A 19,245-nucleotide genomic window follows, 5' to 3' on the forward strand; every position below is an offset into this window, starting at 1 on the left:
TGAATTCGGGGCTCAGAGGCGTTCGATGATGGTGGCAATGCCCATGCCGCCGCCGACACACAGCGTCGCCAGGCCGTAGCGCAGACGCCGGGCTTCCAGTTCATCGAGCAGGGTGCCGAGGATCGCGCAACCGGTGGCGCCCAGCGGATGGCCCATGGCAATCGAGCCGCCGTTGACGTTGACCTTGTCCGGGTCCACCGCCATGTCCTTGATGAACTTCAACACCACTGAGGCAAACGCCTCGTTGACCTCGAACAGGTCGATGTCTTCCACCCGCAGACCCGCCTTGGCCAGAGCCTTGCGCGTGGCCGGCGCCGGGCCGGTGAGCATGATCGTCGGGTCGGTGCTGGTGACCGCCGTGGCGACGATGCGCGCCCGCGGTTGCAGGCCCAGCGCGCGGCCCTTGGCTTCGGAGCCGATCAACATCAGTGCCGCACCGTCGACGATCCCGGAGCTGTTGCCCGGCGTGTGCACGTGGTTGATCCGCTCGACGTGGCTGTAAACCCGCAGCGCTGTGGCATCAAAGCCCATCTGGCCGATCATTTCGAAACTCGGCTTGAGTTTGCCCAGGCCTTCCATCGTCGATTCGGCGCGAATGAATTCGTCGTGGTCGAGCAGGATGATGCCGTTCTGATCCTGCACCGGCACCAGCGACTTGTTGAACGAACCGTCAGCCCGCGCCCGCGCAGCCTTGTGTTGCGAGTGCAACGCGTAGGCATCGACGTCGTGGCGGCTGAAGCCTTCAAGGGTGGCGATCAGGTCGGCGCCGACGCCCTGCGGAGTAAAGTGGCTGTGCAAGTTGGTCTGCGGGTCCAGTGCCCAGGCGCCGCCATCGCTGCCCATCGGCACCCGCGACATCGACTCGACGCCACCGACCACCACCAGATCCTCGAAGCCCGAGCGCACTTTCATCGCGCCGAGGTTGACCGCTTCCAGACCCGAGGCGCAAAAACGGTTGATCTGCACGCCGGCCACGCTGACGTCCCAGTCGGCCACCTGCACCGCTGTCTTGGCGATGTCGGAGCCTTGATCACCGATGGGCGTGACGCAGCCGAGCACGACGTCATCGACCTGACTGGTGTCCAGCGCCGTGCGGCTTTGCAGCGCGGTCAACAACCCGGCGACCAGATTCACCGGTTTGACGCTGTGCAACGCGCCGTCGGCCTTGCCTTTGCCGCGGGGCGTGCGTAACGCATCGAAAATCAAAGCTTGGGTCATGACGTCCTCGAACCTGTGCGGTGAGTGAAATTCGTAGTGTCACTGTTGGCCCGAGCGCTCATGGATTCAATGACCACAGCGCTCAATGACGTTGACGCGCACGCTCAGACGGACGGTCATCCACCCTCAGGTGAACCGGTTCAGGTCAGCGAGTTGTCTAGCAAGCGGGCGGCGAAGAAGCTGGCAATACGCCTCATGCGTTTTTTATCGCAAACGGCAGCTAATACATATGAAATGGATCTAAGCCAAGCGTGACGCGGCCTCTAAGGTAGTACATGTACGTCAGGGTCGTCGGGTTTTGCCGGGGCCGACGTCCTTCAACAGGAAGTGCAGCGTTTGCCGTCATGGATATGCAGGCAAACATCAGGAAATAACAAAAAAGGCGGTCAAGCCATGTTCAAACAACCGAAAGTTCGTCAAGCAGGACTCATTCTTTTCGCCACGACGCTGTTGTTGATTTTGCCCAATCTGACCAAGGTGATTGGCTGACTCAAGCGGCAGGCGCCCGTTATCGCCAATGAAAATGTGACTGGCCCGCTACCCGGGCCAGCCTGGCTGTGCCAACCTTTGTGCACTTCCACGACATGGACGGCGAACATTTGAAAACGCTCATTGCGTTCTGGGCCTTGCTGCTGAGCATGCCCTTGTCTGCGGCGCAGCTCACGCTGGAGCTGGGCGCGAATAGTCGCACCTGGCAGACCGAGGAATTGCTCAAGCATCCGCAGGTGCAAACCCTCACCATCAAGAACGATGTGTCCTACAAGAAGGACATGACTTATCGCGTCGTGCCTGTGGCGGCGCTGCTCACAGGCATCAAGCCCGACGATCACTTGCAAGCCGTGGCGCTGGACGGTTTTGCCGCAGAATTGAGTGCTGCACCGCTGCTCAACAGCAAAGGGGCGCGGGCGTGGCTGGCGATTGAGGACCCGGCGCAGCCGTGGCCGCCGCTGTCGGAAGGCAAGCACAGCGCCGGGCCGTTCTATCTGGTGTGGACCGACCCGCAGGCCGGCAACATCAGCCCGGAGCAATGGCCGTTCGAAGTAGCGAGCATCAAGCGCATGGCGCCGGTGGCCGAGCGTTTCCCCGCGCTGCTGCCGGATCCCAAGCTGAAAGCGGATGACCCGGTGAATCAGGGTTTTGCCCTGTTTCAGAAAAACTGCCTGGCTTGTCATCGCCTGAACGGCGCGGGGGACGCGCAATTTGGGCCGGACCTGAACATTCCGTATAACCCCACAGAGTATTTCGGCGCCGATTTCCTCAAGCGCTACATTCGCGATCCACAGAGCTTGCGCCAGTGGCCTCAGGCGAAGATGCCAGGGTTTTCCGCGGATGTGTTGCCGGAGAGGGATTTGCAGTTGTTGATCGGCTATTTGCAACACATGGCTGGGCGCAAGGTTAAGCCCTGACGACATTCCCCTGTAGGAGTGAGCCTGCTCGCGATAGCGGAGTGTCAGTCACTGATCCTTCAACTGACGACCGCTATCGCGAGCAGGCTCACTCCTACAAGGGTTACGTGTGAACCCGTTATTGTTGTTGCACGGAGATAACCGGCGTCGGCGACACGAACACCTTCGCATGCATCTGCTCACTCCCGCCGCCCCGGCGCATGCCGCGTACCGGGCAGGCGTCCAGATAATCCAGGCCCACCGCCAGTTTCAAGTGCCGCTCCGGTCGGGCCAATTGGTTGGTCACATCAAAGCTGTACCAGGCGTCATCCAGCCACGCTTCGGCCCAGGCGTGACTGGCCAGGTGCTCGGCGTCCTCGCTGTACAGATAACCCGACACATAACGCGACGGAATCCCCAGGCTGCGTGCGCACGCCAGAAATGCATGGGTGTGATCCTGGCAAACCCCGGCGCGCCCGGCGAAGGCTTCGGCGGCGCTGGTGTCGACTTCGGTCGAGCCCGGCGTGTAGGTCATGTGCTGATTCAAGCCATGCATCAGATCGATCAGCGCCGTGCGATCACGCCGCTGCTTGCAGGATCTTGCCGCGAACGCCCGTAGCGCCTCGTCCGCCTCGGTCAAACGGGTAAAGCGCAAGAACGGCAGCGCCGACTGGCTCTCATGCTCGGCCTCACGCAATTCGTCGATATCGACCTGCCCCCGGGCGCCGATGATGATCGCTTCGTGCGGCTCGTCCATGGTCAGCACATGCAGAATATTGCCGAACGGATCGAGCTGGGCGCGCACCGGGCGCGGCAAGTCGAGCTGCCAGCTCAACACGTGCTGACGCTCGCTGTCGTGCGGGGTCAGGCGCAGATACTGGATGCTCGCCCGCACCTGATCTTCATAGTGATAGGTGGTCTCGTGGCTAATGGAAAGTCTCATGCAGCCTCCAGGTATGAACTGTGAATCGCGTTGCCCAACTGGCGCACCAGCGGGATGAATTCGGTGAGCCAGGCGTGCAGGCCTTCGGCGAGGATTTCGTTGATGCCGGTGTAACGCAGCCGCGCGTCCATCTCAGCGGCCAGGCGTTGTGCCGGACGGCCGTTGGCGCCCGGCAACTGGGCGAGGATCTGGTCGATTTCCTCGGTGCAGGCGCGCAACGAACGCGGGACATCGGCGCGCAACAGCAACAGCTCGGCGACATGCCGGGCGCCGGGTGCGTCGCGGTAGATCTCGGTGTAGGCCTCGAACGACGACAACGCCCGCAGCAGTGCACTCCATTGATAGTAGGCGTGGGCGGTGCCGTCACTGACGGCCTCGGCCTGATCGCCAGCCATTTCATAGCGCGCATCGAGCAGGCGCAGCGTGTTATCCGCACGCTCAATAAACGTCCCCAGACGAATGAAGCGGAACGCATCGTTGCGCATGATCGTGCCGTACGAGGCGCCACGGAACAGGTGCGAGCGCTCCTTGATCCACTCGCAGAAACGGCTCATGCCGTAGCGGCTGAGGCCCTGTTCGGCAATGCCGCGAATCTCCAGCCAGGTGGCGTTGATGTTTTCCCACATGTCCGCGGTGATCCGCCCGCGCACCGCATGCGCACTGGCCCGTGCCGCACCGAGGCAGCTGTAGATGCTGGCCGGGTTGGCCGCATCAAGGGCGAAAAAGTGCAGCAGGCGTTCGGCGTGCAGTTCGCCGTGACGCTCCAGGTAATCGTCGAGGGTGCCGGTGATCAACAGCGGCATGGCCAGTTCGTGCAGACCGTCGCCGCGACCGTCCTGCGGCATCAGCGACAGCGAATAGCTGACATCGAGCATCCGTGCGAGATTTTCCGCCCGCTCCAGGTAACGCGACATCCAGTACAGATCCGAGGCAGTTCTACTTAACATGGCAAGCTTCCTTCAATCCTCGACCACCCAGGTGTCCTTGGTTCCGCCACCCTGGGAGGAGTTCACTACCAGGGAGCCTTCGCGCAGGGCGACACGGGTCAAACCACCGGGCACAACCCGGGTTTCGCGGCCCGACAGCACAAATGGACGCAGGTCGATATGGCGCGGCGCAATGCCGTTTTCGACAAAGGTCGGACAGGTCGACAGCGACAGCGTTGGCTGCGCGATATACGCGTGAGGCTTGGCTTTGATCCGCTCGCGGAACGCATCGATTTCCGCCGTCGTCGACGCCGGCCCCACCAGCATCCCGTAACCGCCGGAGCCCTGAGTCTCCTTGACGACCAGATCCGGAAGATTGGCCAGTACGTGGGAAAGTTCAGAGGGGTTGCGGCACTGCCAGGTCGGCACGTTCTTCAGAATCGGTTCTTCGTCGAGGTAGAAACGGATCATCTCGGTGACAAACGGGTACACCGACTTGTCATCCGCAACCCCGGTACCGATGGCATTGGCCAGCACCACGTTGCCCGAGCGATACGACGACAACAGTCCCGGTACACCGAGCATCGAATCAGGATTGAACGCCAATGGATCGAGGAACGCGTCATCGAGACGGCGATAAATCACGTCCACCGCTTTCGGCCCGTCGGTGGTGCGCATGAAGACCTTGTCGTCGCGCACGAACAGATCGGCGCCCTCTACCAGTTCAACGCCCATTTCCCGCGCCAGAAAGGCATGTTCGAAGAACGCACTGTTAAAGCGCCCCGGCGTCAGCACCACCACACTCGGGTCATCGATCGGGCTGGAACTCTTCAGCGTGTCGAGCAACAGGTTCGGGTAGTGGTCGATGGGGGCAATGCGCTGGGCGGCGAACAGCTCCGGGAACAGGCGCATCATCATCTTGCGGTCTTCGAGCATGTAGCTGACGCCGCTCGGCGTGCGCAGGTTGTCTTCGAGCACGTAGTAAGTGCCGTCGCCATCGCGCACCAGATCGACGCCGGAGATGTGCGAATAGATGTCGCGGTGCAGATCCAGGCCCTGCATCGCCAACTGATACTGCTCGTTGGCCAGCACCTGTTCGGCGGGGATGATCCCGGCCTTGATGATGCGCTGCTCGTGATAGAGATCGGCGAGGAACATGTTCAACGCCTTGACCCGCTGAATGCAGCCACGCTCGACGATCCGCCACTCGCTGGCGGGAATGCTGCGCGGAATGGTGTCGAAAGGAATCAGGCGCTCGGTGCCCTGCTCGTCCCCATAGAGCGTAAAGGTGATTCCCGCCCGGTGGAACAGCAGATCGGCCTCACGTCGCCGTTGTGCCAGCAACTCGTCAGGCGTGTCGGCCAGCCAGCGGGCGAACTCCCGGTAATGCGGGCGGACCTGGCCGCCGACATCGTACATTTCATCAAAATAGGTGCGGATCATGCCGTACTCCTTGTCACCCGGACCTACAGGCCTTCGCAAGGCCCGTGCCATCGGCATAAACGCTTTGATTTCAATCGCTTGGATAATCACGCCGCAAGCACCGCACCATTCCTGTGCGACAAATGCCCCAAGCTGATTGCCCCCGCCTCATTGCGACGCAGTGCTGTCGCCTATTACCAGCATAGTCAGAGTTGATTTCACTGCGTGGGTCGGGCTGCGGATAATCGGCGCATCCGCTGAAAACTTCCTTGTTGAAGGCTTCAGCCCAACTGATCCGGACTGCCAGCGCAGTCCCCGCAGGCCGTAACCCTGACCGGTTTCCTCTCCTTATCGGTCTTCCCTTTTAGCCACCCTCTCCGGTGGCTTTTTTTTGCCCGGGATTCTTGTTTCAGGGTTTTGCCAGAGCATTCTCAGGGCCGGAAACGACAACGGCCGACCCGAAGGTCAGCCGTTGCTCGACAATAGTTGCGCTGAATCAGTTAAGACGATAGCGATTGCGCACCTCCTGCTTCACGCCCCAGCCCTCGATGATGCCGCCCAGCGGCTCGACCACGGCAGAAAATCCCTGCTCGAAATCGCCAATGTCGTCATACGTTGCGTACATCACTTTGCTCAGTTCCAGCGACCAGGCGCCATCGTCGCGCGCACTGACCTGGGCATTGATGGATTCACCACGGAATTTACCTGCCGCCCTGCGCGCCCGCTCCTCGTCCGGGAAAATGGCGTAGAACTCGATGGGATGGAACCGGGAAAAGTCGAAACCGCCTTCTTTCATGCGGCGCAGTACGTTGCTGCTGATGTCTTCTTGATAGGCTGTGCTCATGAAACGTCCCCCTCGCATAGATGGATAGACTTTCCGTATTCCCGCCCCGGGCCTTACAGGCCGAAGTGCATCGGCAACAGGGTTGCCGGCGGGAAACAAGCATGTAGCTGACAAGACCAGACCTTAGCGATTGTTTCGCTGATCTCGCTTGCAGAGTAGCCCCAAGACAGAGGCGCTGCCAAGGCCTGGTACTTCAAGTGACAGGAAGAATTTCAGATTGGAGTGATGCTGCGGATTTCGATGCTGTTCTGGGCTTTCAGATTTTTCGCACCTGCATCCGGGGTTCGCCCTTCCAGATCATTCATATCCAGTTCGGCGGCCACCGGCAGGAGCCGTTCCTTGATCAGGCGTGCAGCCTCGTCGTCGCTGGGGCATTCCGCGCGCTCGAACACCTCATCGACAATTTCACCATGATCGTCCACGAAAGTGACTTTCCACTTTTGCATCGGTGCCTCCTCGATCAAACCCGCAAATGGGCTTACTTCTATCTCGACTTTTGGCGAGATTGATCGTTCAAAAGGATTGCAGCAGACGAACATGAAAAAAAATTAACCGATGGGGAAACAGGCTTGTGTGGCGAGGGGATTCATCCCCGATGGGGCGCGAAGCGTCCCTGAATTGAGCGAACGCGTAGTGTCAGTTCCAACGCGTCTGCCGATTTTACGACTGCTGCGCAGCCGGTCGGGGATAAATCCCCTCACCACAGGGGATCTACCACCGATCCGGGAATAGTGCGTCAGTCGTTGCTTGGCTTGTTGATCGCCTGCAGCACGTACTGTGGCAACGCGAACGCGCCGATGTGGATTTCCGGGTTGTAGTAGCGGGTGACGATGCCGCTGCCGATGAAGCGCTGTTGCAGGGTTTCACGGCTCAGCTTGCGGTAGGCCGGATTGGTCGAGCCCCAGGCGAAAGTCATCGAACCGCCGATGTAGGTCGGCACGGCCGCCTGATAGAAGTGCCAGTCCGGGAACAGGCTGCGCAGGCGGCCGGCAGTGGTTTTGACTTCATCGATCTGCATGAACGGCGTGCCGTTCTGAGTCACGAGGATCCCGCCTTCGTTCAGGCAGCGGTGGCACGCCTGGTAGAAGTTCTCCGAGAACAGCACTTCGCCCGGGCCGATCGGGTCGGTGGAGTCGGAAATGATCACGTCGAATTTTTCCGTGGTGGTGGCGACGAAACGCATGCCGTCGTCGATCACCAGGTTCAGCCGTGGGTCGTCGTAGGCGCCCTTGGAGTGGTTCGGCAGGAATTCCTTGCACATGTCGACCACGGTGCCGTCGATCTCGACCATGGTGATGTGCTCGACGCTCGCGTGTTTGGTCACTTCGCGCAGCATGCCACCGTCGCCACCGCCGATGATCAGCACGCGCTTGGCGGTGCCGTGGGCGAGGATCGGCACGTGGGTGAGCATTTCGTGGTAGATGAATTCATCGGCTTCGGTGGTCTGAATCACGCCGTCCAGCGCCATTACCCGACCCATGCGCGGGTTCTGGAAGATCACCAGGTGCTGGTGTTCGGTGCGCACTTCGTGCAGCAGTTTTTCCATGCGAAAACGCTGGCCGTAGCCTTCGTAGAGGGTTTCCAGGTACTCGCTGGTCTTGGTGACGGTCATGGTCAAGTGCTCCGATGAATGCGCGGGCGTCAATCGTGGGGGACGATTGCCCGGGAAAGGCGCGCATTCTACGTTGCCGAAGATGACAGGTCGAACCTTCCTCCGACAGGGCACACTCTGAAGCTAACGCAAGACCAATGTGGGAGCGGGCTTGCTCGCGAAAGCGGAGTGTCATTCAACCTGTGTTTCGACTGAACAATCGCCTTCGCGAGCAAGCCCGCTCCCACAGGGGATCAGCGTGTTTTCGGGAAAGCGTCAGATCCGCACATTGCCCCGCGGCCCGGCAATTGCCCAGATGATCAGGCCCAGCACCGGCAGGAGGATGATCAGCAGGACCCAGAGGATTTTCATCCCGGTCTCGGCGCCGCTTTTCAGCACGTTGATGATGGCCCAGATGTCGAGGGCAAGGATGATCAGGCCAATCAGACCGTTGAACGTGGAACCCATGGTGTCGCTCCAGAGTAGTGGCATGCACTTTTAGGATAGACGGTCGCGCGCAGGGTTCCCTTTTATTGCGTTCAAATGTGAACGGCGACCTTCAACGCTTCCAGCGACGGCGCGGCAGCGATACCGACTTCGGCGCACAGTTCCAGCACTCGCGGCATGTCGTTGCCGTAGACCAGCACCACTTGCAGCTCGTCGTCGAGCAACTGGCTGAAGTTCATCAACGTGTAACCGCCGTTTTCCTTGTTCAGGCTGCTCATCTGCACCTGGATGCGGTTAAGCGCGGTCAGCGCCTCGGTCTTGGCCAGTTGTTTGGGCTTGAGGTTGAAATCCACGCCCGGGCCGAACGAGGCAACGATCTGCGCGAACAGGTCAACGTAGGTGTCGGCCTGGAACAACACGGTTTCCGGCAGACTGCCGACCACGACCCACTCGCCCAGCGGGATCGGGAAGGTGTCGTCGTAGTTGATGTCCGGGTTGGCCGCCAGAAAGGCTTCGGCATCGGCGTAGGCCTGCGCGGCTTCGTCGGCCACATTCAGGATCTCGTCCTCGCCCATGCAGCCGGAGCTGATTTTGCTGATGAGTTCGACGAGTGCGGCTTTCATGGGGGCGGATCCTGTGGAAGGTTGAATTCGAGGGCGCGGAGGATAGCGCATTCCGTGGCGCATCCGACACCTGTGGCGAGGGAGCTTGCTCCCGCTGGGGTGCAAAGCGGCCCGAAAAACAGTGGGCTCAGCATTTTTGCCGGCGCTGCGCACTGGGGCGGGAGCAAGCTCCCTCGCCACAGAGTCTCGACAGTCCTCAGGCCAGCAGTTTTTCCAGCTGCGCCGTGGTATCGACCGCGCCCATGGTGCGGGCCGCATCCAGCGCGGTGATGCCGTTGGCATCCTTGGCCTTCGGATCCGCTCCCTTGCTGATCAGGTAATCGACGATTTCCACGCGATTGAACATCGCCGCCATCATCAGCGCGGTGCGGCCATCGAAGGACGAACCTTCGATCTCGGCGCCCGCTTCCACCAGCGCCTTGACCACGGCCAGATCGCCCTTGAACGCGGCGCCGGCAATCGGGCTCTGGCCGTTGCCGTTACGCAGCTCCGGGTCGGCCTTGTGTTTGAGCAGCACCTGCACCGCGTCGACGTGGCCGTAGTAGCTGGCGAGCATCAACAGCGTGTCGCCCTTGCTGTTTTTCAGGTTCACCGGCAAACCGGCGCCGATCAGCCGATCGAGCATCAGCGCATCACCGTCGCGTGCCTTGTTGAAAACCTGCTCGGTGAATTCGGCAGCTTCTTCAGGGGTCATCTGGCGGCTTTGGTCAGACATGGGGTAACTCCACTTTCGGTTGATCGCAAAGCCGACAGTTTCCCGAGCGCGACGATAGCTGTCACCCCCTTTTTCTCAAGACGTGCCATAGCCAATCTCAATAGCGGTACTTGCCCTGATGAATATCGGTCAACACCTGATCTGTCACCTGCACGTAAGTCTGGGTGCCGGGCAGCCAGGCGTAGATCGGGTCATCGCCCGTCTGGCCGGGGTCGAAGCCTTCGTTTTTCAGTCGGGTCTTTTGGTATTTGAAAGTCCCGGTAGTTTCCATTTTCACCTTCACCCGCAGAAACAGCGGCACCGCATAGGCCGGCATGCGCTGACGGGCGAACGCCAGCAATTCGGCGAAATCCAGGGTCGCCAGGGATTCGGCGGGCGTGATTGCGGCCATCCCGGCGCGACCGTTGGTGTTGCGCACTTCCACGCCGTAAGCGACTGCCTCGGAAATGTGTGGATGTTGCAGCAACAGGTTTTCTACCTCGGTGGTCGAAACGTTCTCGCCCTTCCAGCGATAGGTATCGCCGAGCCGATCGACGAATTGCGCATGGCCAAAACCGATATTGCGCAGCAGGTCGCCGGTATTGAAATAGCGGTCGCCCTTGCTGAACACGTCGTGCAGCACCACCTTGGCGGTTTTCTGCGGATCGGTGTAGCCATCCAGCGGAGCTTTTTCGTCAATCCGCGCGAGCAGCAAGCCCTGCTCGCCTTTGCCGACCTTGCGCATGAACCCGTCGGCGCTGCGCAGCGGCTGCCCGCTGTCGTGGTCGTACGCCACCAGCTCCCAGGCCATCAGCGAGAAACCGATGGTGTTGTCGAAGTTGAGGATATTGCTGAAGCCGATATTGCCGTCGCTCGCCGCGTACAGCTCACAGATGTGCTCGACGGCAAACCGGGTCTTGAACTCGGCCCAGGCGCCGGGGCGCAAACCGTTGCCGATCATCTTGCGCACCCGGTGACGGCTGTCCTCGGCGCTGGCCGGTTGATCGACCAGATAGCGGCACAATTCCCCGACATACCCGAGGGTGGTCGCGTTATAGCGACGCACATCAGGCCAGAACTGGCTGGCGCTGAACTTGCGGCGAATCGCGAACCCCGAAGCACCGTTGATCGCCGAGCCCCAGCACACACAGAGCCCGGTGGCGTGGTACAGCGGCAAGGTGCAGTAGACGACGTCTTCGGGGGTCATGTTCAGGGCAATCATGCCGAAGCTGGCCGAGCTGCGCATCCAGCGGCCGTGCTTGAACACCCCGGCCTTGGGCAGGCCGGTAGTGCCGGAGGTGTAGATGTAAAAGCACGGATCGTTGAAGAACACTTCGCCGCTGCTGGCCGGGTTGTCACCGGGCGCTTCGGCGCTGGCGCTGATCAGGTTGATGTAGCCCTCGGGAGCAATACCGGGCTGGCTGTAAGTGTCACGGTCGGCGATAAACCAGGTGCGTTGCGCCGGGATCGACACTTGCTCGCGGATCGCGGCAAACGCCGGCTGCAGCTCCTCACCAAGGACAACCGCCACCGGCGCCACCAGATTTATGCTGTGGATCAGCGTATCGCGGGTCTGCGAAGTATTGAGCAGCGCACTGACCGCACCGACCTTGGCCAGCGCCAGAATGGTCACCAGCAGTTCCGGGCGGTTTTCGATGAACACCGCCACCACATCACCCTTGCCGATCCCCTGCGCGCTCAGATAGTGGGCAATCCTGTTGGCCCACTGGTTGACCTGCGCATAGGTCAGCAAGACGCTGTCCTGCAAGATCGCCAGGCCTTCGGGGTTACGCAGCGTCGCCTGCTCGAAGGTCCAGCCGAGGCCACACGGTTGGGTCGGATCCGTGACATTGGCGACTTTCATGCCTTTGACCACCCTTGGGATGGCTTTGGCGATCGTCGGCAGTTTGCGGAGCATCATGCCCCAGGTAATCGTGTCGCTCGGCGCGTGACTCATGGCAGCTCCCCGGTCGGCCTGGTTGGCCGTTTTTTATTGTTCGGGCTGTGGGCATGACCTGCGTTGTGGGCAAGGTCGAGTCCGAAAATACGTCAGCGCTTCTCGGCCTGTACACGCGGTTTTTGCAATGTTTTGTATCCGCCCTGTCACATCTGGCGGCGGTGATTGCGCCTTTGCCGTTTGGTTCCGTTTAATCCGTGACGATCCCGCAAAATGCAGGATGCACGATGGCCATTCATGCAGATTGCACGACCCTTGCAGATTTCACGATTTTTAAACTATTGATTTATAAGGATTTTATTTTTTCAGGGTGCTGGCACAATCACTGCAATCTCCTTTGCATGCTTGCCATTCAAGTGCATACGGAGCTGAAAGACATGAGCCTTATCCAAGAAAAATTTACCTCGCTGTTCTCCAACTTCAACGTCACCACTGCGCCACGTCCCGATGGCGGGATCTTGCTGACCTTGCGCAGCAGTGAAGGCAAAGTGTTCAAGCGCGCCCTGACATATCAGCAAATGCACAACGCCGACCAACTGTCGTGGGCGATCAGCGCGATTCGTCGTGACCTGGCTGAAGAAGCCAGCGAACTGCCGCAGATTGCGATGCTGCAGAGCCAGCAGCGTTTTGCACTGCCGACGTATCACTCGCTGTAACTGATTCGAAGCTTTAAACAGCTTTTTTGGATAAAAAAAGGCCGGGCAGTTTTCACTGCGCGGCCTGTTTTTATGGCTGACCCATGTGGGAGCGGGCTTGCTCGCGAAAGCGGTCTGTCTGACAAATTGACCTTGTCTGACACACCGCCTTCGCGAGCAAGCCCGCTCCCACATTAGAGTTATGTGTGTTTAGAAGGCTTCAGGCTCGATCGCGGTAAAGCTGTCCACCGTCACATGCCCTTCCAGCTCCCCACCCTCGCGGGCCAAGCCACAGGTTTGCAGACCTGCCGCTTGCGCGGCGTCGAGTTCCTGCACGATGTCGGACAGAAACAGAATGTCCTGCGATTCGACGCCAATCGCCTGTTGAATGTTGGTGTAAGACTGCGCCTCACGCTTGGGCCCCGACGTGGTATCGAAATACCCGCTGAACAGCGGCGTCAGATCCCCCGCTTCGGAGCAGCCGAAAATCAGCTTCTGCGCCTGGATCGAACCCGACGAATACACAAACAGTTGATAACCGGCCTGATGCCATTGCTTGAGCGCTTCAACGGCGTCCGGGTAGACGTGGCCTTTCAACTGCCCGGCCTGATAGCCCTGCTCCCAGACCATGCCTTGCAGCGCTTTCAGCGGCGTGGCCTTGCGGTCTTCGGCGATCCAGCTCAGGAGAATTTCCACCACCCGTTCAACATCGGCCTGCGGCTCGTTGCTTTCACGACCCACGGCGGCGATCTGCTCGGCGACATCGGCGCGCTCGGCGTTCTGCCGCACGAAGTCCGGCAGATGTTTGGCGGCGTAGGGGAACAGCACGTCGAAGACGAAACTCACCGCGCTGGTGGTGCCTTCGATGTCGGTGAGGATGACTTTGATCGACATCGGCTCAGTCCTCCATACGCGGGAAGCGCCCGGCGATGTCTTCGCCGGTGAAGTTGGCGACCCAGCCTTCCGGGTTGTTGAACAGACGAATCGCCACGAAGTGCGGGTGCTCGCCCATGTCGAACCAGTGCTTGGTACCGGCCGGCACCGAGATCAGGTCGTTCTTCTCGCACAGCACCGCGTAGACGTAATCGTCGATGTGCAGGGTGAACAGCCCACGGCCGGCGACGAAAAAGCGCACTTCGTCTTCGCCATGGCGGTGTTCTTCAAGGAACTTGGCGCGCAGTTCGGCTTTTTGCGGGTGGTCGCTGTTGAGGCTGATCACATCGACGGTGATGTAACCGCGCTCGGTCATCAGTTTGTCGATCTGCTCCTGATAGGCGCTGATCACCTCTTCCTGACTGGCGCCGGGCTGGATCTTCGCCGCGGCTTGCCAGCGGTCGAAGCGTACGCCCTGCTCGGCGAGCGTCGAGGCGATGTCTTCGAAATGGGTCAGCACCTTGTTCGGAATGTCAGGGCTGGAAACGTGATAGACGGACAGGCTGCTCATGGGCAATTCCTCGGTATCGGCCTTGCCGTCCGGCTCTTGCAGACCGGTCGGGCAGTGCATTTCATCAGGCGAATGGGCGGCTTCTGGTGAAGTCAGCCTTGGCGGTTCATGACGCTGCGGGTTTTCAACTCGCATTCAAACAGGAATTCAAAGGCCTCGATCTGCCGCAGGGCATCGCTCATCTGCGCACCCCAGGTGTAGAGGCCGTGGCCGCGAATCAGGTAACCGACGCAATCGGGATGGGCGTCGAGCCAAGGCTGCACCTTGGCGGCGAGGCGCGCAATGTCCTGATCGTTGTCGAAAATCGGCACGCGCACCCGGGACTCGTGGGTGGAGATGCCGCTGAAGGCTTTTTGCAGCTCGTAGTCTTCGAACTCGATGAAGTCTTCCGGCGTCAGGCGCGACAGCACCGTGGCATTCACCGAATGGGTGTGCAGCACCGCGCCGATCTCCGGGCGCCAGCGATACAGCTGAGTGTGCAGCAGAGTTTCGGCGGAGGGCTTTTTGTCCGGTTCCAGGCTGTTGCCGGACAAATCCGTGGCGAGCACGTCGTCCAGGCCCAACTGGCCCTTGTGCTTGCCGGACACGGTCAGCAGCGCTTCGCTCGGCGACAGACGCGTCGAGTAATTGCTGCTGGTGGCCGGCGACCAGCCGCGACCATAAAGAAAACGCCCGGCGTCGACGATCTGCTGGGCGAGCTGTTCACGCGTAAGGCTCATGGCCTGTCCTCTTGCATACGTGTGGCAATGATAACGGCAGCAGCGAGCGCCGCGAGACTGGCAATACTAAAGGTCAATGTCGCGCCGAGGGCATTCCAGCTGTAACCGGAATACAACGCACCCAACGCGCCACCGGTGCCGGCCAGCGCCGCATATAGCGCCTGACCCTGACCTTGCTGACGCGCACCGAAGCTACGTTGCACGAACGCGATGGCAGCGGCATGAAAGCTGCCGAAGGTCGCCGCGTGCAACACCTGGGCGAACAACAGCACCCAGAGGAATTCGGCGAACGAACCTAGCAGTAACCAGCGCAACGCCGCCAGCAGAAAACTCGCCATCAGCACGCGGCGCAATGAAAACCGCGCGAGAATCCGGCTCATCGCCATGAACATCAGCACTTCGGCGACCACGCCCACGGCCCAGAGCATGCCGATCACGCCACGGCTGTAACCGAGGTGTTCAAGGTGCAAGGTCAGAAAGGTGTAATACGGGCCGTGGCTCATCTGCATCAGCGCGACGCAGGCGTAAAACGCCAGCACACCGGGGCTGCGCAGCTGCTTGAGGAACCCTTCCCCGCTCGGCCGGTTACCTTGCGGTGGTTGCGCATTCGGCACCCACAAACTGCTGAGGACGATGCCGGCCATGATCAGCACCAGCGCCGCCGGGTAGATGTCGAGGCTCAGCCATTCGAACAAACGGCCAAGCGCGACCACGGTGATGATGAAACCGATCGAGCCCCACAGGCGAATCTGGCTGTAGCGCGAGGTCTGCCCCTGCAAGTGCGCGAGGGTGATGACTTCGAACTGTGGCAGCACCGCGTGCCAGAAGAACGCGTGCAGGGCCATGACCATCGCCAGCCAGGCGTAGGTTTTGCTGACGAAAATCAGCGAGAACGTCAGCAACGTGCACACCGCGCCGAAGCGCACGATGGCCAGGCGTTTGCCGGTGTAGTCGCCGAGCCAGCCCCAGATATTCGGCGCCACGCAGCGCATCAGCATCGGAATCGCCACCAGTTCGCCGATCCGCGCAGGGCTGAAGCCGAGGTGATCGAAGTACAACGCCAGAAACGGCGCTGTCGAACCAAGCAAGGCGAAATAGAACAGATAGAAACTGGACAGCCGCCAGTACGGGAGCGCCGCCACGCCCGTTATGCCGCGACGGCTTCAGAACCCGCCATCAAAGCTGGCCCAGTACCGGGGTGCTGACGCGCACGTCGGCGTTTTGCCCACGATGACGCAGCAAGTGGTCCATCAGCACGATGGCCATCATCGCTTCGGCGATCGGCGTGGCACGGATGCCGACGCACGGATCGTGACGGCCCTTGGTGATCACGTCGACCGGATTGCCGTGGATGTCGATCGAACGGCCCGGAGTGGTGATGCTCGACGTTGGCTTGAGCGCCAGATGCGCGACGATCGGCTGACCGGACGAAATGCCGCCGAGGATGCCGCCAGCGTTGTTGCTGAGGAAACCTTCCGGGGTCAGTTCATCGCGATGCTCGGTGCCGCGTTGGGCGACGCAGGCGAAACCGGCGCCGATTTCCACGCCTTTCACTGCGTTGATGCTCATCAGCGCATGGGCCAGTTCAGCGTCGAGGCGGTCGAAGATCGGCTCGCCGAGACCCGGCATCACGCCTTCGGCGACCACCGTTATCTTGGCGCCGACCGAGTCCTGATCACGGCGCAACTGGTCCATGTAGGCTTCCAGCTCCGGAACCTTGTCCGGATCCGGGCTGAAGAAGGCGTTCTCTTCCACCGAATCCCAGGTCTTGAACGGGATTTCGATCGGGCCGAGCTGGCTCATGTAGCCACGGATGACGATGCCCTGGGTGGCGAGGAATTTCTTCGCAATCGCCCCGGCCGCCACGCGCATCGCGGTTTCCCGCGCCGAGCTGCGACCGCCGCCGCGGTAATCGCGCTCACCGTATTTGTGGTGGTAGGTGTAGTCGGCGTGTGCCGGGCGGAACAGATCCTTGATCGCCGAGTAGTCCTTGGACTTCTGGTCGGTGTTGCGGATCAGCAGACCGATCGAGCAACCAGTGGTGCGCCCCTCGAACACGCCGGAAAGGATTTCGACTTCGTCGGCTTCCTGGCGCTGGGTGGTGTGGCGGCTGGTGCCCGGCTTGCGGCGATCGAGGTCGCGCTGCAGGTCTTCAAGGGAGATCTCCAGGCCCGGCGGGCAGCCGTCGACAATGGCGACCAACGCCGGACCATGGCTTTCGCCAGCGGTGGTGACAGTGAACAACTTGCCGTAGGTATTGCCGGACATGCAGGACGCTCCGTGAAATCAAACCCAAATTCATGATGCGCGCCAGTATACGCAGGCTAACCGACTAGTTCATCCTCGAACCTTAGTGGTGTTGGTGAGTCCAACCCGCACCTTGGCGAATGATGGCGTGATGATGCTGCGAGTTCTGATCTTGAGTCTTACCCTGTTTACCGGTTTTGCCCACGCGACTGTCCTGCAAAGACCGATCTCTCTGGAGACCGGCAGCGGAGAACTTTTCGGCTCGCTGCTGCTGCCAAAATCCGACAACCCGGTGCCGGTTGTCCTGATCCTTGCGGGTTCCGGTCCGACGGATCGTGACGGCAACAATCCCGATGGCGGGCGCAATGACAGCCTCAAGCGACTGGCCTGGGTGCTGGCCAAACACAACATCGCCAGCGTGCGCTACGACAAGCGCGGGGTCGCCGCAAGCCTGGCGGCCACGCCCGACGAGCGCAATCTGTCGGTGGAAGCCTACGTCAACGATGCGGTGGCCTGGAGCCAGAAGCTGAAAAGCGATCCGCGTTTCGGCCCATTGATTCTGCTCGGGCACAGCGAAGGCGCACTGATTGCCACCCTCGCCGCCCCCCGTGCCGACGCCGCCGCGCTGATTTCGCTGTCCGGCAGCGCCCGCCCGGTGGATCAGGTGATCCGCGAGCAACTGGCGCGCAGCCTGCCACCGCCGTTGATGCTGCGCAGCAATGAAATTCTCGACAGCCTCAAGGCCGGCCACACCGACGACAACGTGCCGGCGCCGCTTCAAGCGATTTTCCGTCCGAGTGTGCAGCCTTACCTGATTTCCCTGTTTCGCCAGGATCCGGCCAAGGCCTTCGCGCAACTGAAAATGCCGGCGCTGATCATTCAGGGCACCCACGATATGCAGGTCGGCGTGGGCGATGCGCAGGCACTGAAAGCCGCCAGACCCGAGGCCCAACTGGTGGTGATCGAAGGGATGAACCATGTCATGCGCATCGTTCCCGCCGACGTGAAGCGGCAATTGGCCTCGTACAAGGACCCGAATTTGCCACTGGCAGCGGAGCTGGGCGGCAAACTCATCGAATTTATTGACGGACTTCGCACCCGTTAAGGGCTTTTTGCCCTCCAGTCCTGGAAAAAACGGCCGATAAGCCTTTGTCGCCAGCGTACCGGCTGGCGACAAGCAGGGCTTGGACAGGATCTCGCCGTTATGACTGATACCCCGACTTCACCCGACACCACCGCTGAAAAAGACGCACCGCCAGCGGTCGAGCTGCCATGGGCGGACGTCAGCGTCGAGCACCACAAGATGCTCCGCCTGGCCCCGCTGCAGACCGACCGCAACACCGGTGGCCGGCCGCTGCGCTTTGTCGAATTCGGCTATGCCGAGCGCAACAGCAAAGAACACAGCCTGATGCGCATGGCGATCAAACTGCCCGGCCAACGCGTGCGCAAGGAGCAGAACCAGCTCGACGTGTGGGTCAATCACACCAGCAAACGTGTGCATTTCGGCCCGGACAGCGGCTTGCAGATCGAACCGCTGAACCGTGGCATCGGTCGTTTCATGGCCGCGCAAGGCATCAACTGGGCGAAAAAGCGCTGGCCCGCCTACACCGTCGACGGCATGGACTTGAACAACAAGGACGCGCTGAACGAAGACACCCGCCTGCGTCGCGATCACTTCTTGCGCGTGCATGGTTTTGATGTGGTGTACGCCGATGCCCAGCATCTGAAGGGTAGCGTCAAAGAGGTGCAAGTCGGTGACTTGCTGGGCGACTGGAACAGCGAAAAGCTGCAGATTGTCGAGATTCTTGAAGCGGCGCAAATGCTGCAACAGGCCGAGCAGAACCTGGCCGAGCAGGAAGTGAAGCTGAAGAAGCAGGAAGACAAAGTCAGCAAGTTCAAGCGTGAAGACGCCGGGTTGCGCTTCACCATTACCTGTCTGGTGGCGTTTGCGGTGTTTCAGGCGGGGTTGCTGATCTGGATTGCTACGCACCGCTGAAATCAGCGATGACCTGTGGCGAGGGAGCTTGCTCCCGCTCGGCTGCGAAGCAGTCGTAAAACATGCGCATGCGGTATGTCTGGTGCACCGTCATTGCATATTTTGGGTCTGCTTCGCAGACCAGCGGGAGCAAGCTCCCTCGCCACAGAAGTCA

At 60.7% G+C, this 19,245-nt stretch carries 20 protein-coding genes; 4 read left to right on the plus strand and 16 right to left on the minus strand.

Features of this window, described 5'->3' with window-relative positions; genetic code table 11:
- Positions 1–12 precede the first annotated feature (12 nt).
- Positions 13–1,218 (minus strand): acetyl-CoA C-acetyltransferase, encoded by a 1,206-nt coding sequence (locus JFU48_RS27815; RefSeq protein WP_045122355.1) that lies wholly within the window; start codon positions 1,216–1,218, stop codon positions 13–15.
- Between the two features lie 584 nt (positions 1,219–1,802).
- On the opposite strand from JFU48_RS27815, the gene JFU48_RS27820 reads away from it, so the two are divergent.
- Positions 1,803–2,624 carry a c-type cytochrome gene (locus tag JFU48_RS27820; protein WP_201138548.1) on the plus strand — a complete coding sequence of 274 codons (822 nt, stop codon included), beginning with the start codon at positions 1,803–1,805 and terminating at the stop codon, positions 2,622–2,624.
- Between the two features lie 118 nt (positions 2,625–2,742).
- Here the strand turns inward: JFU48_RS27820 and JFU48_RS27825 are convergent, their stop codons facing one another.
- From JFU48_RS27825 to JFU48_RS27870, 10 genes are all read right to left on the minus strand, one after another.
- A complete protein-coding gene (locus tag JFU48_RS27825) occupies positions 2,743–3,546 on the minus strand; it encodes a transglutaminase family protein (RefSeq protein WP_045122354.1) in 804 nt (267 codons plus the stop codon).
- Positions 3,543–4,493: an alpha-E domain-containing protein gene (locus tag JFU48_RS27830; protein WP_007960702.1), complete on the minus strand. Its 951-nt coding sequence runs from the start codon at positions 4,491–4,493 to the stop codon at positions 3,543–3,545. The genes JFU48_RS27825 and JFU48_RS27830 overlap by 4 nt, the downstream gene beginning before the upstream one ends.
- Before the next feature lie 12 nt (positions 4,494–4,505).
- Positions 4,506–5,915 carry a circularly permuted type 2 ATP-grasp protein gene (locus JFU48_RS27835; RefSeq protein ID WP_003223227.1) on the minus strand — a complete coding sequence of 470 codons (1,410 nt, stop codon included), beginning with the start codon at positions 5,913–5,915 and terminating at the stop codon, positions 4,506–4,508.
- A gap of 475 nt (positions 5,916–6,390) precedes the next feature.
- A complete protein-coding gene (locus JFU48_RS27840) occupies positions 6,391–6,738 on the minus strand; it encodes a ribonuclease E inhibitor RraB (RefSeq protein WP_003223226.1) in 348 nt (115 codons plus the stop codon).
- Between the two features lie 212 nt (positions 6,739–6,950).
- Entirely contained in the window at positions 6,951–7,184 is a 234-nt protein-coding gene (locus JFU48_RS27845) for a hypothetical protein (RefSeq protein ID WP_003223224.1), read from the minus strand.
- Between the two features lie 290 nt (positions 7,185–7,474).
- Positions 7,475–8,350, minus strand: coding sequence for a polyamine aminopropyltransferase (speE, locus tag JFU48_RS27850; RefSeq protein WP_041068886.1), 876 nt, complete (start codon positions 8,348–8,350; stop codon positions 7,475–7,477).
- A 255-nt stretch (positions 8,351–8,605) separates the two neighbouring features.
- Positions 8,606–8,797 (minus strand): PLDc N-terminal domain-containing protein, encoded by a 192-nt coding sequence (locus JFU48_RS27855; protein ID WP_003223221.1) that lies wholly within the window; start codon positions 8,795–8,797, stop codon positions 8,606–8,608.
- A gap of 71 nt (positions 8,798–8,868) precedes the next feature.
- Positions 8,869–9,399 (minus strand): hypothetical protein, encoded by a 531-nt coding sequence (locus JFU48_RS27860; RefSeq protein ID WP_201138306.1) that lies wholly within the window; start codon positions 9,397–9,399, stop codon positions 8,869–8,871.
- Positions 9,400–9,595: 196 nt separating this feature from the next.
- Positions 9,596–10,114 carry an ankyrin repeat domain-containing protein gene (locus JFU48_RS27865; RefSeq protein ID WP_201138307.1) on the minus strand — a complete coding sequence of 173 codons (519 nt, stop codon included), beginning with the start codon at positions 10,112–10,114 and terminating at the stop codon, positions 9,596–9,598.
- A 97-nt stretch (positions 10,115–10,211) separates the two neighbouring features.
- On the minus strand, positions 10,212–12,050 hold the full coding sequence (locus JFU48_RS27870; RefSeq protein ID WP_201138308.1) for a long-chain-acyl-CoA synthetase: 1,839 nt from the start codon (positions 12,048–12,050) through the stop codon (positions 10,212–10,214).
- A gap of 377 nt (positions 12,051–12,427) precedes the next feature.
- On the opposite strand from JFU48_RS27870, the gene JFU48_RS27875 reads away from it, so the two are divergent.
- Entirely contained in the window at positions 12,428–12,706 is a 279-nt protein-coding gene (locus tag JFU48_RS27875) for a DUF3509 domain-containing protein (protein WP_027613327.1), read from the plus strand.
- A gap of 189 nt (positions 12,707–12,895) precedes the next feature.
- Here JFU48_RS27875 and mtnC read toward each other — a convergent pair whose 3' ends face one another.
- From mtnC to aroC, 5 genes are all read right to left on the minus strand, one after another.
- Positions 12,896–13,579 carry an acireductone synthase gene (mtnC, locus tag JFU48_RS27880; RefSeq protein WP_201138309.1) on the minus strand — a complete coding sequence of 228 codons (684 nt, stop codon included), beginning with the start codon at positions 13,577–13,579 and terminating at the stop codon, positions 12,896–12,898.
- Between the two features lie 4 nt (positions 13,580–13,583).
- On the minus strand, positions 13,584–14,129 hold the full coding sequence (locus JFU48_RS27885; protein ID WP_201138310.1) for a 1,2-dihydroxy-3-keto-5-methylthiopentene dioxygenase: 546 nt from the start codon (positions 14,127–14,129) through the stop codon (positions 13,584–13,586).
- Positions 14,130–14,221: 92 nt separating this feature from the next.
- On the minus strand, positions 14,222–14,848 hold the full coding sequence (locus JFU48_RS27890) for a methylthioribulose 1-phosphate dehydratase (protein ID WP_201138311.1): 627 nt from the start codon (positions 14,846–14,848) through the stop codon (positions 14,222–14,224).
- Positions 14,845–15,990, minus strand: a complete 1,146-nt coding sequence (locus JFU48_RS27895; protein ID WP_003223203.1) for an MFS transporter — start codon at positions 15,988–15,990, stop codon at positions 14,845–14,847. The genes JFU48_RS27890 and JFU48_RS27895 overlap by 4 nt, the downstream gene beginning before the upstream one ends.
- A gap of 34 nt (positions 15,991–16,024) precedes the next feature.
- The gene (gene aroC / locus JFU48_RS27900) at positions 16,025–17,116 is read right to left on the minus strand and encodes a chorismate synthase (protein WP_003223202.1); all 1,092 of its coding nucleotides are present in this window, start codon (positions 17,114–17,116) and stop codon (positions 16,025–16,027) included.
- Positions 17,117–17,246: 130 nt separating this feature from the next.
- Here aroC and JFU48_RS27905 point away from each other — a divergent pair, with 130 nt between their 5' ends.
- Both JFU48_RS27905 and JFU48_RS27910 read left to right on the plus strand, forming a co-directional pair.
- The gene (locus tag JFU48_RS27905; RefSeq protein WP_201138312.1) at positions 17,247–18,200 is read left to right on the plus strand and encodes an alpha/beta hydrolase; all 954 of its coding nucleotides are present in this window, start codon (positions 17,247–17,249) and stop codon (positions 18,198–18,200) included.
- A gap of 99 nt (positions 18,201–18,299) precedes the next feature.
- Complete coding sequence (locus tag JFU48_RS27910) at positions 18,300–19,091, plus strand: hypothetical protein (RefSeq protein WP_003223198.1); 792 nt, start codon at positions 18,300–18,302, stop codon at positions 19,089–19,091.
- The last annotated feature ends 154 nt before the right edge of the window (positions 19,092–19,245 follow it).

The sequence above is a fragment of the Pseudomonas sp. TH49 genome (assembly GCF_016650625.1).
Classification (GTDB): domain Bacteria; phylum Pseudomonadota; class Gammaproteobacteria; order Pseudomonadales; family Pseudomonadaceae; genus Aquipseudomonas; species Aquipseudomonas fluorescens_H.

Excerpts from the sequence above, each read along its gene's own strand:
- JFU48_RS27865 (WP_201138307.1), bottom strand. The coding sequence starts at position 10,114 with ATGTCTGACCAAAGCCGCCAGATGACCCCTGAAGAAGCTGCCGAATTC.
- JFU48_RS27885 (WP_201138310.1), bottom strand. The coding sequence starts at position 14,129 with ATGAGCAGCCTGTCCGTCTATCACGTTTCCAGCCCTGACATTCCGAAC.
- JFU48_RS27875 (WP_027613327.1), top strand. The coding sequence starts at position 12,428 with ATGAGCCTTATCCAAGAAAAATTTACCTCGCTGTTCTCCAACTTCAAC.
- mtnC (WP_201138309.1), bottom strand. The coding sequence starts at position 13,579 with ATGTCGATCAAAGTCATCCTCACCGACATCGAAGGCACCACCAGCGCG.
- JFU48_RS27845 (WP_003223224.1), bottom strand. The coding sequence starts at position 7,184 with ATGCAAAAGTGGAAAGTCACTTTCGTGGACGATCATGGTGAAATTGTC.
- JFU48_RS27815 (WP_045122355.1), bottom strand. The coding sequence starts at position 1,218 with ATGACCCAAGCTTTGATTTTCGATGCGTTACGCACGCCCCGCGGCAAA.
- JFU48_RS27855 (WP_003223221.1), bottom strand. The coding sequence starts at position 8,797 with ATGGGTTCCACGTTCAACGGTCTGATTGGCCTGATCATCCTTGCCCTC.
- JFU48_RS27820 (WP_201138548.1), top strand. The coding sequence starts at position 1,803 with ATGGACGGCGAACATTTGAAAACGCTCATTGCGTTCTGGGCCTTGCTG.
- JFU48_RS27860 (WP_201138306.1), bottom strand. The coding sequence starts at position 9,399 with ATGAAAGCCGCACTCGTCGAACTCATCAGCAAAATCAGCTCCGGCTGC.
- JFU48_RS27825 (WP_045122354.1), bottom strand. The coding sequence starts at position 3,546 with ATGAGACTTTCCATTAGCCACGAGACCACCTATCACTATGAAGATCAG.
- JFU48_RS27870 (WP_201138308.1), bottom strand. The coding sequence starts at position 12,050 with ATGAGTCACGCGCCGAGCGACACGATTACCTGGGGCATGATGCTCCGC.
- JFU48_RS27905 (WP_201138312.1), top strand. The coding sequence starts at position 17,247 with ATGATGCTGCGAGTTCTGATCTTGAGTCTTACCCTGTTTACCGGTTTT.
- JFU48_RS27840 (WP_003223226.1), bottom strand. The coding sequence starts at position 6,738 with ATGAGCACAGCCTATCAAGAAGACATCAGCAGCAACGTACTGCGCCGC.
- aroC (WP_003223202.1), bottom strand. The coding sequence starts at position 17,116 with ATGTCCGGCAATACCTACGGCAAGTTGTTCACTGTCACCACCGCTGGC.
- JFU48_RS27910 (WP_003223198.1), top strand. The coding sequence starts at position 18,300 with ATGACTGATACCCCGACTTCACCCGACACCACCGCTGAAAAAGACGCA.
- JFU48_RS27835 (WP_003223227.1), bottom strand. The coding sequence starts at position 5,915 with ATGATCCGCACCTATTTTGATGAAATGTACGATGTCGGCGGCCAGGTC.
- JFU48_RS27890 (WP_201138311.1), bottom strand. The coding sequence starts at position 14,848 with ATGAGCCTTACGCGTGAACAGCTCGCCCAGCAGATCGTCGACGCCGGG.
- JFU48_RS27830 (WP_007960702.1), bottom strand. The coding sequence starts at position 4,493 with ATGTTAAGTAGAACTGCCTCGGATCTGTACTGGATGTCGCGTTACCTG.
- speE (WP_041068886.1), bottom strand. The coding sequence starts at position 8,350 with ATGACCGTCACCAAGACCAGCGAGTACCTGGAAACCCTCTACGAAGGC.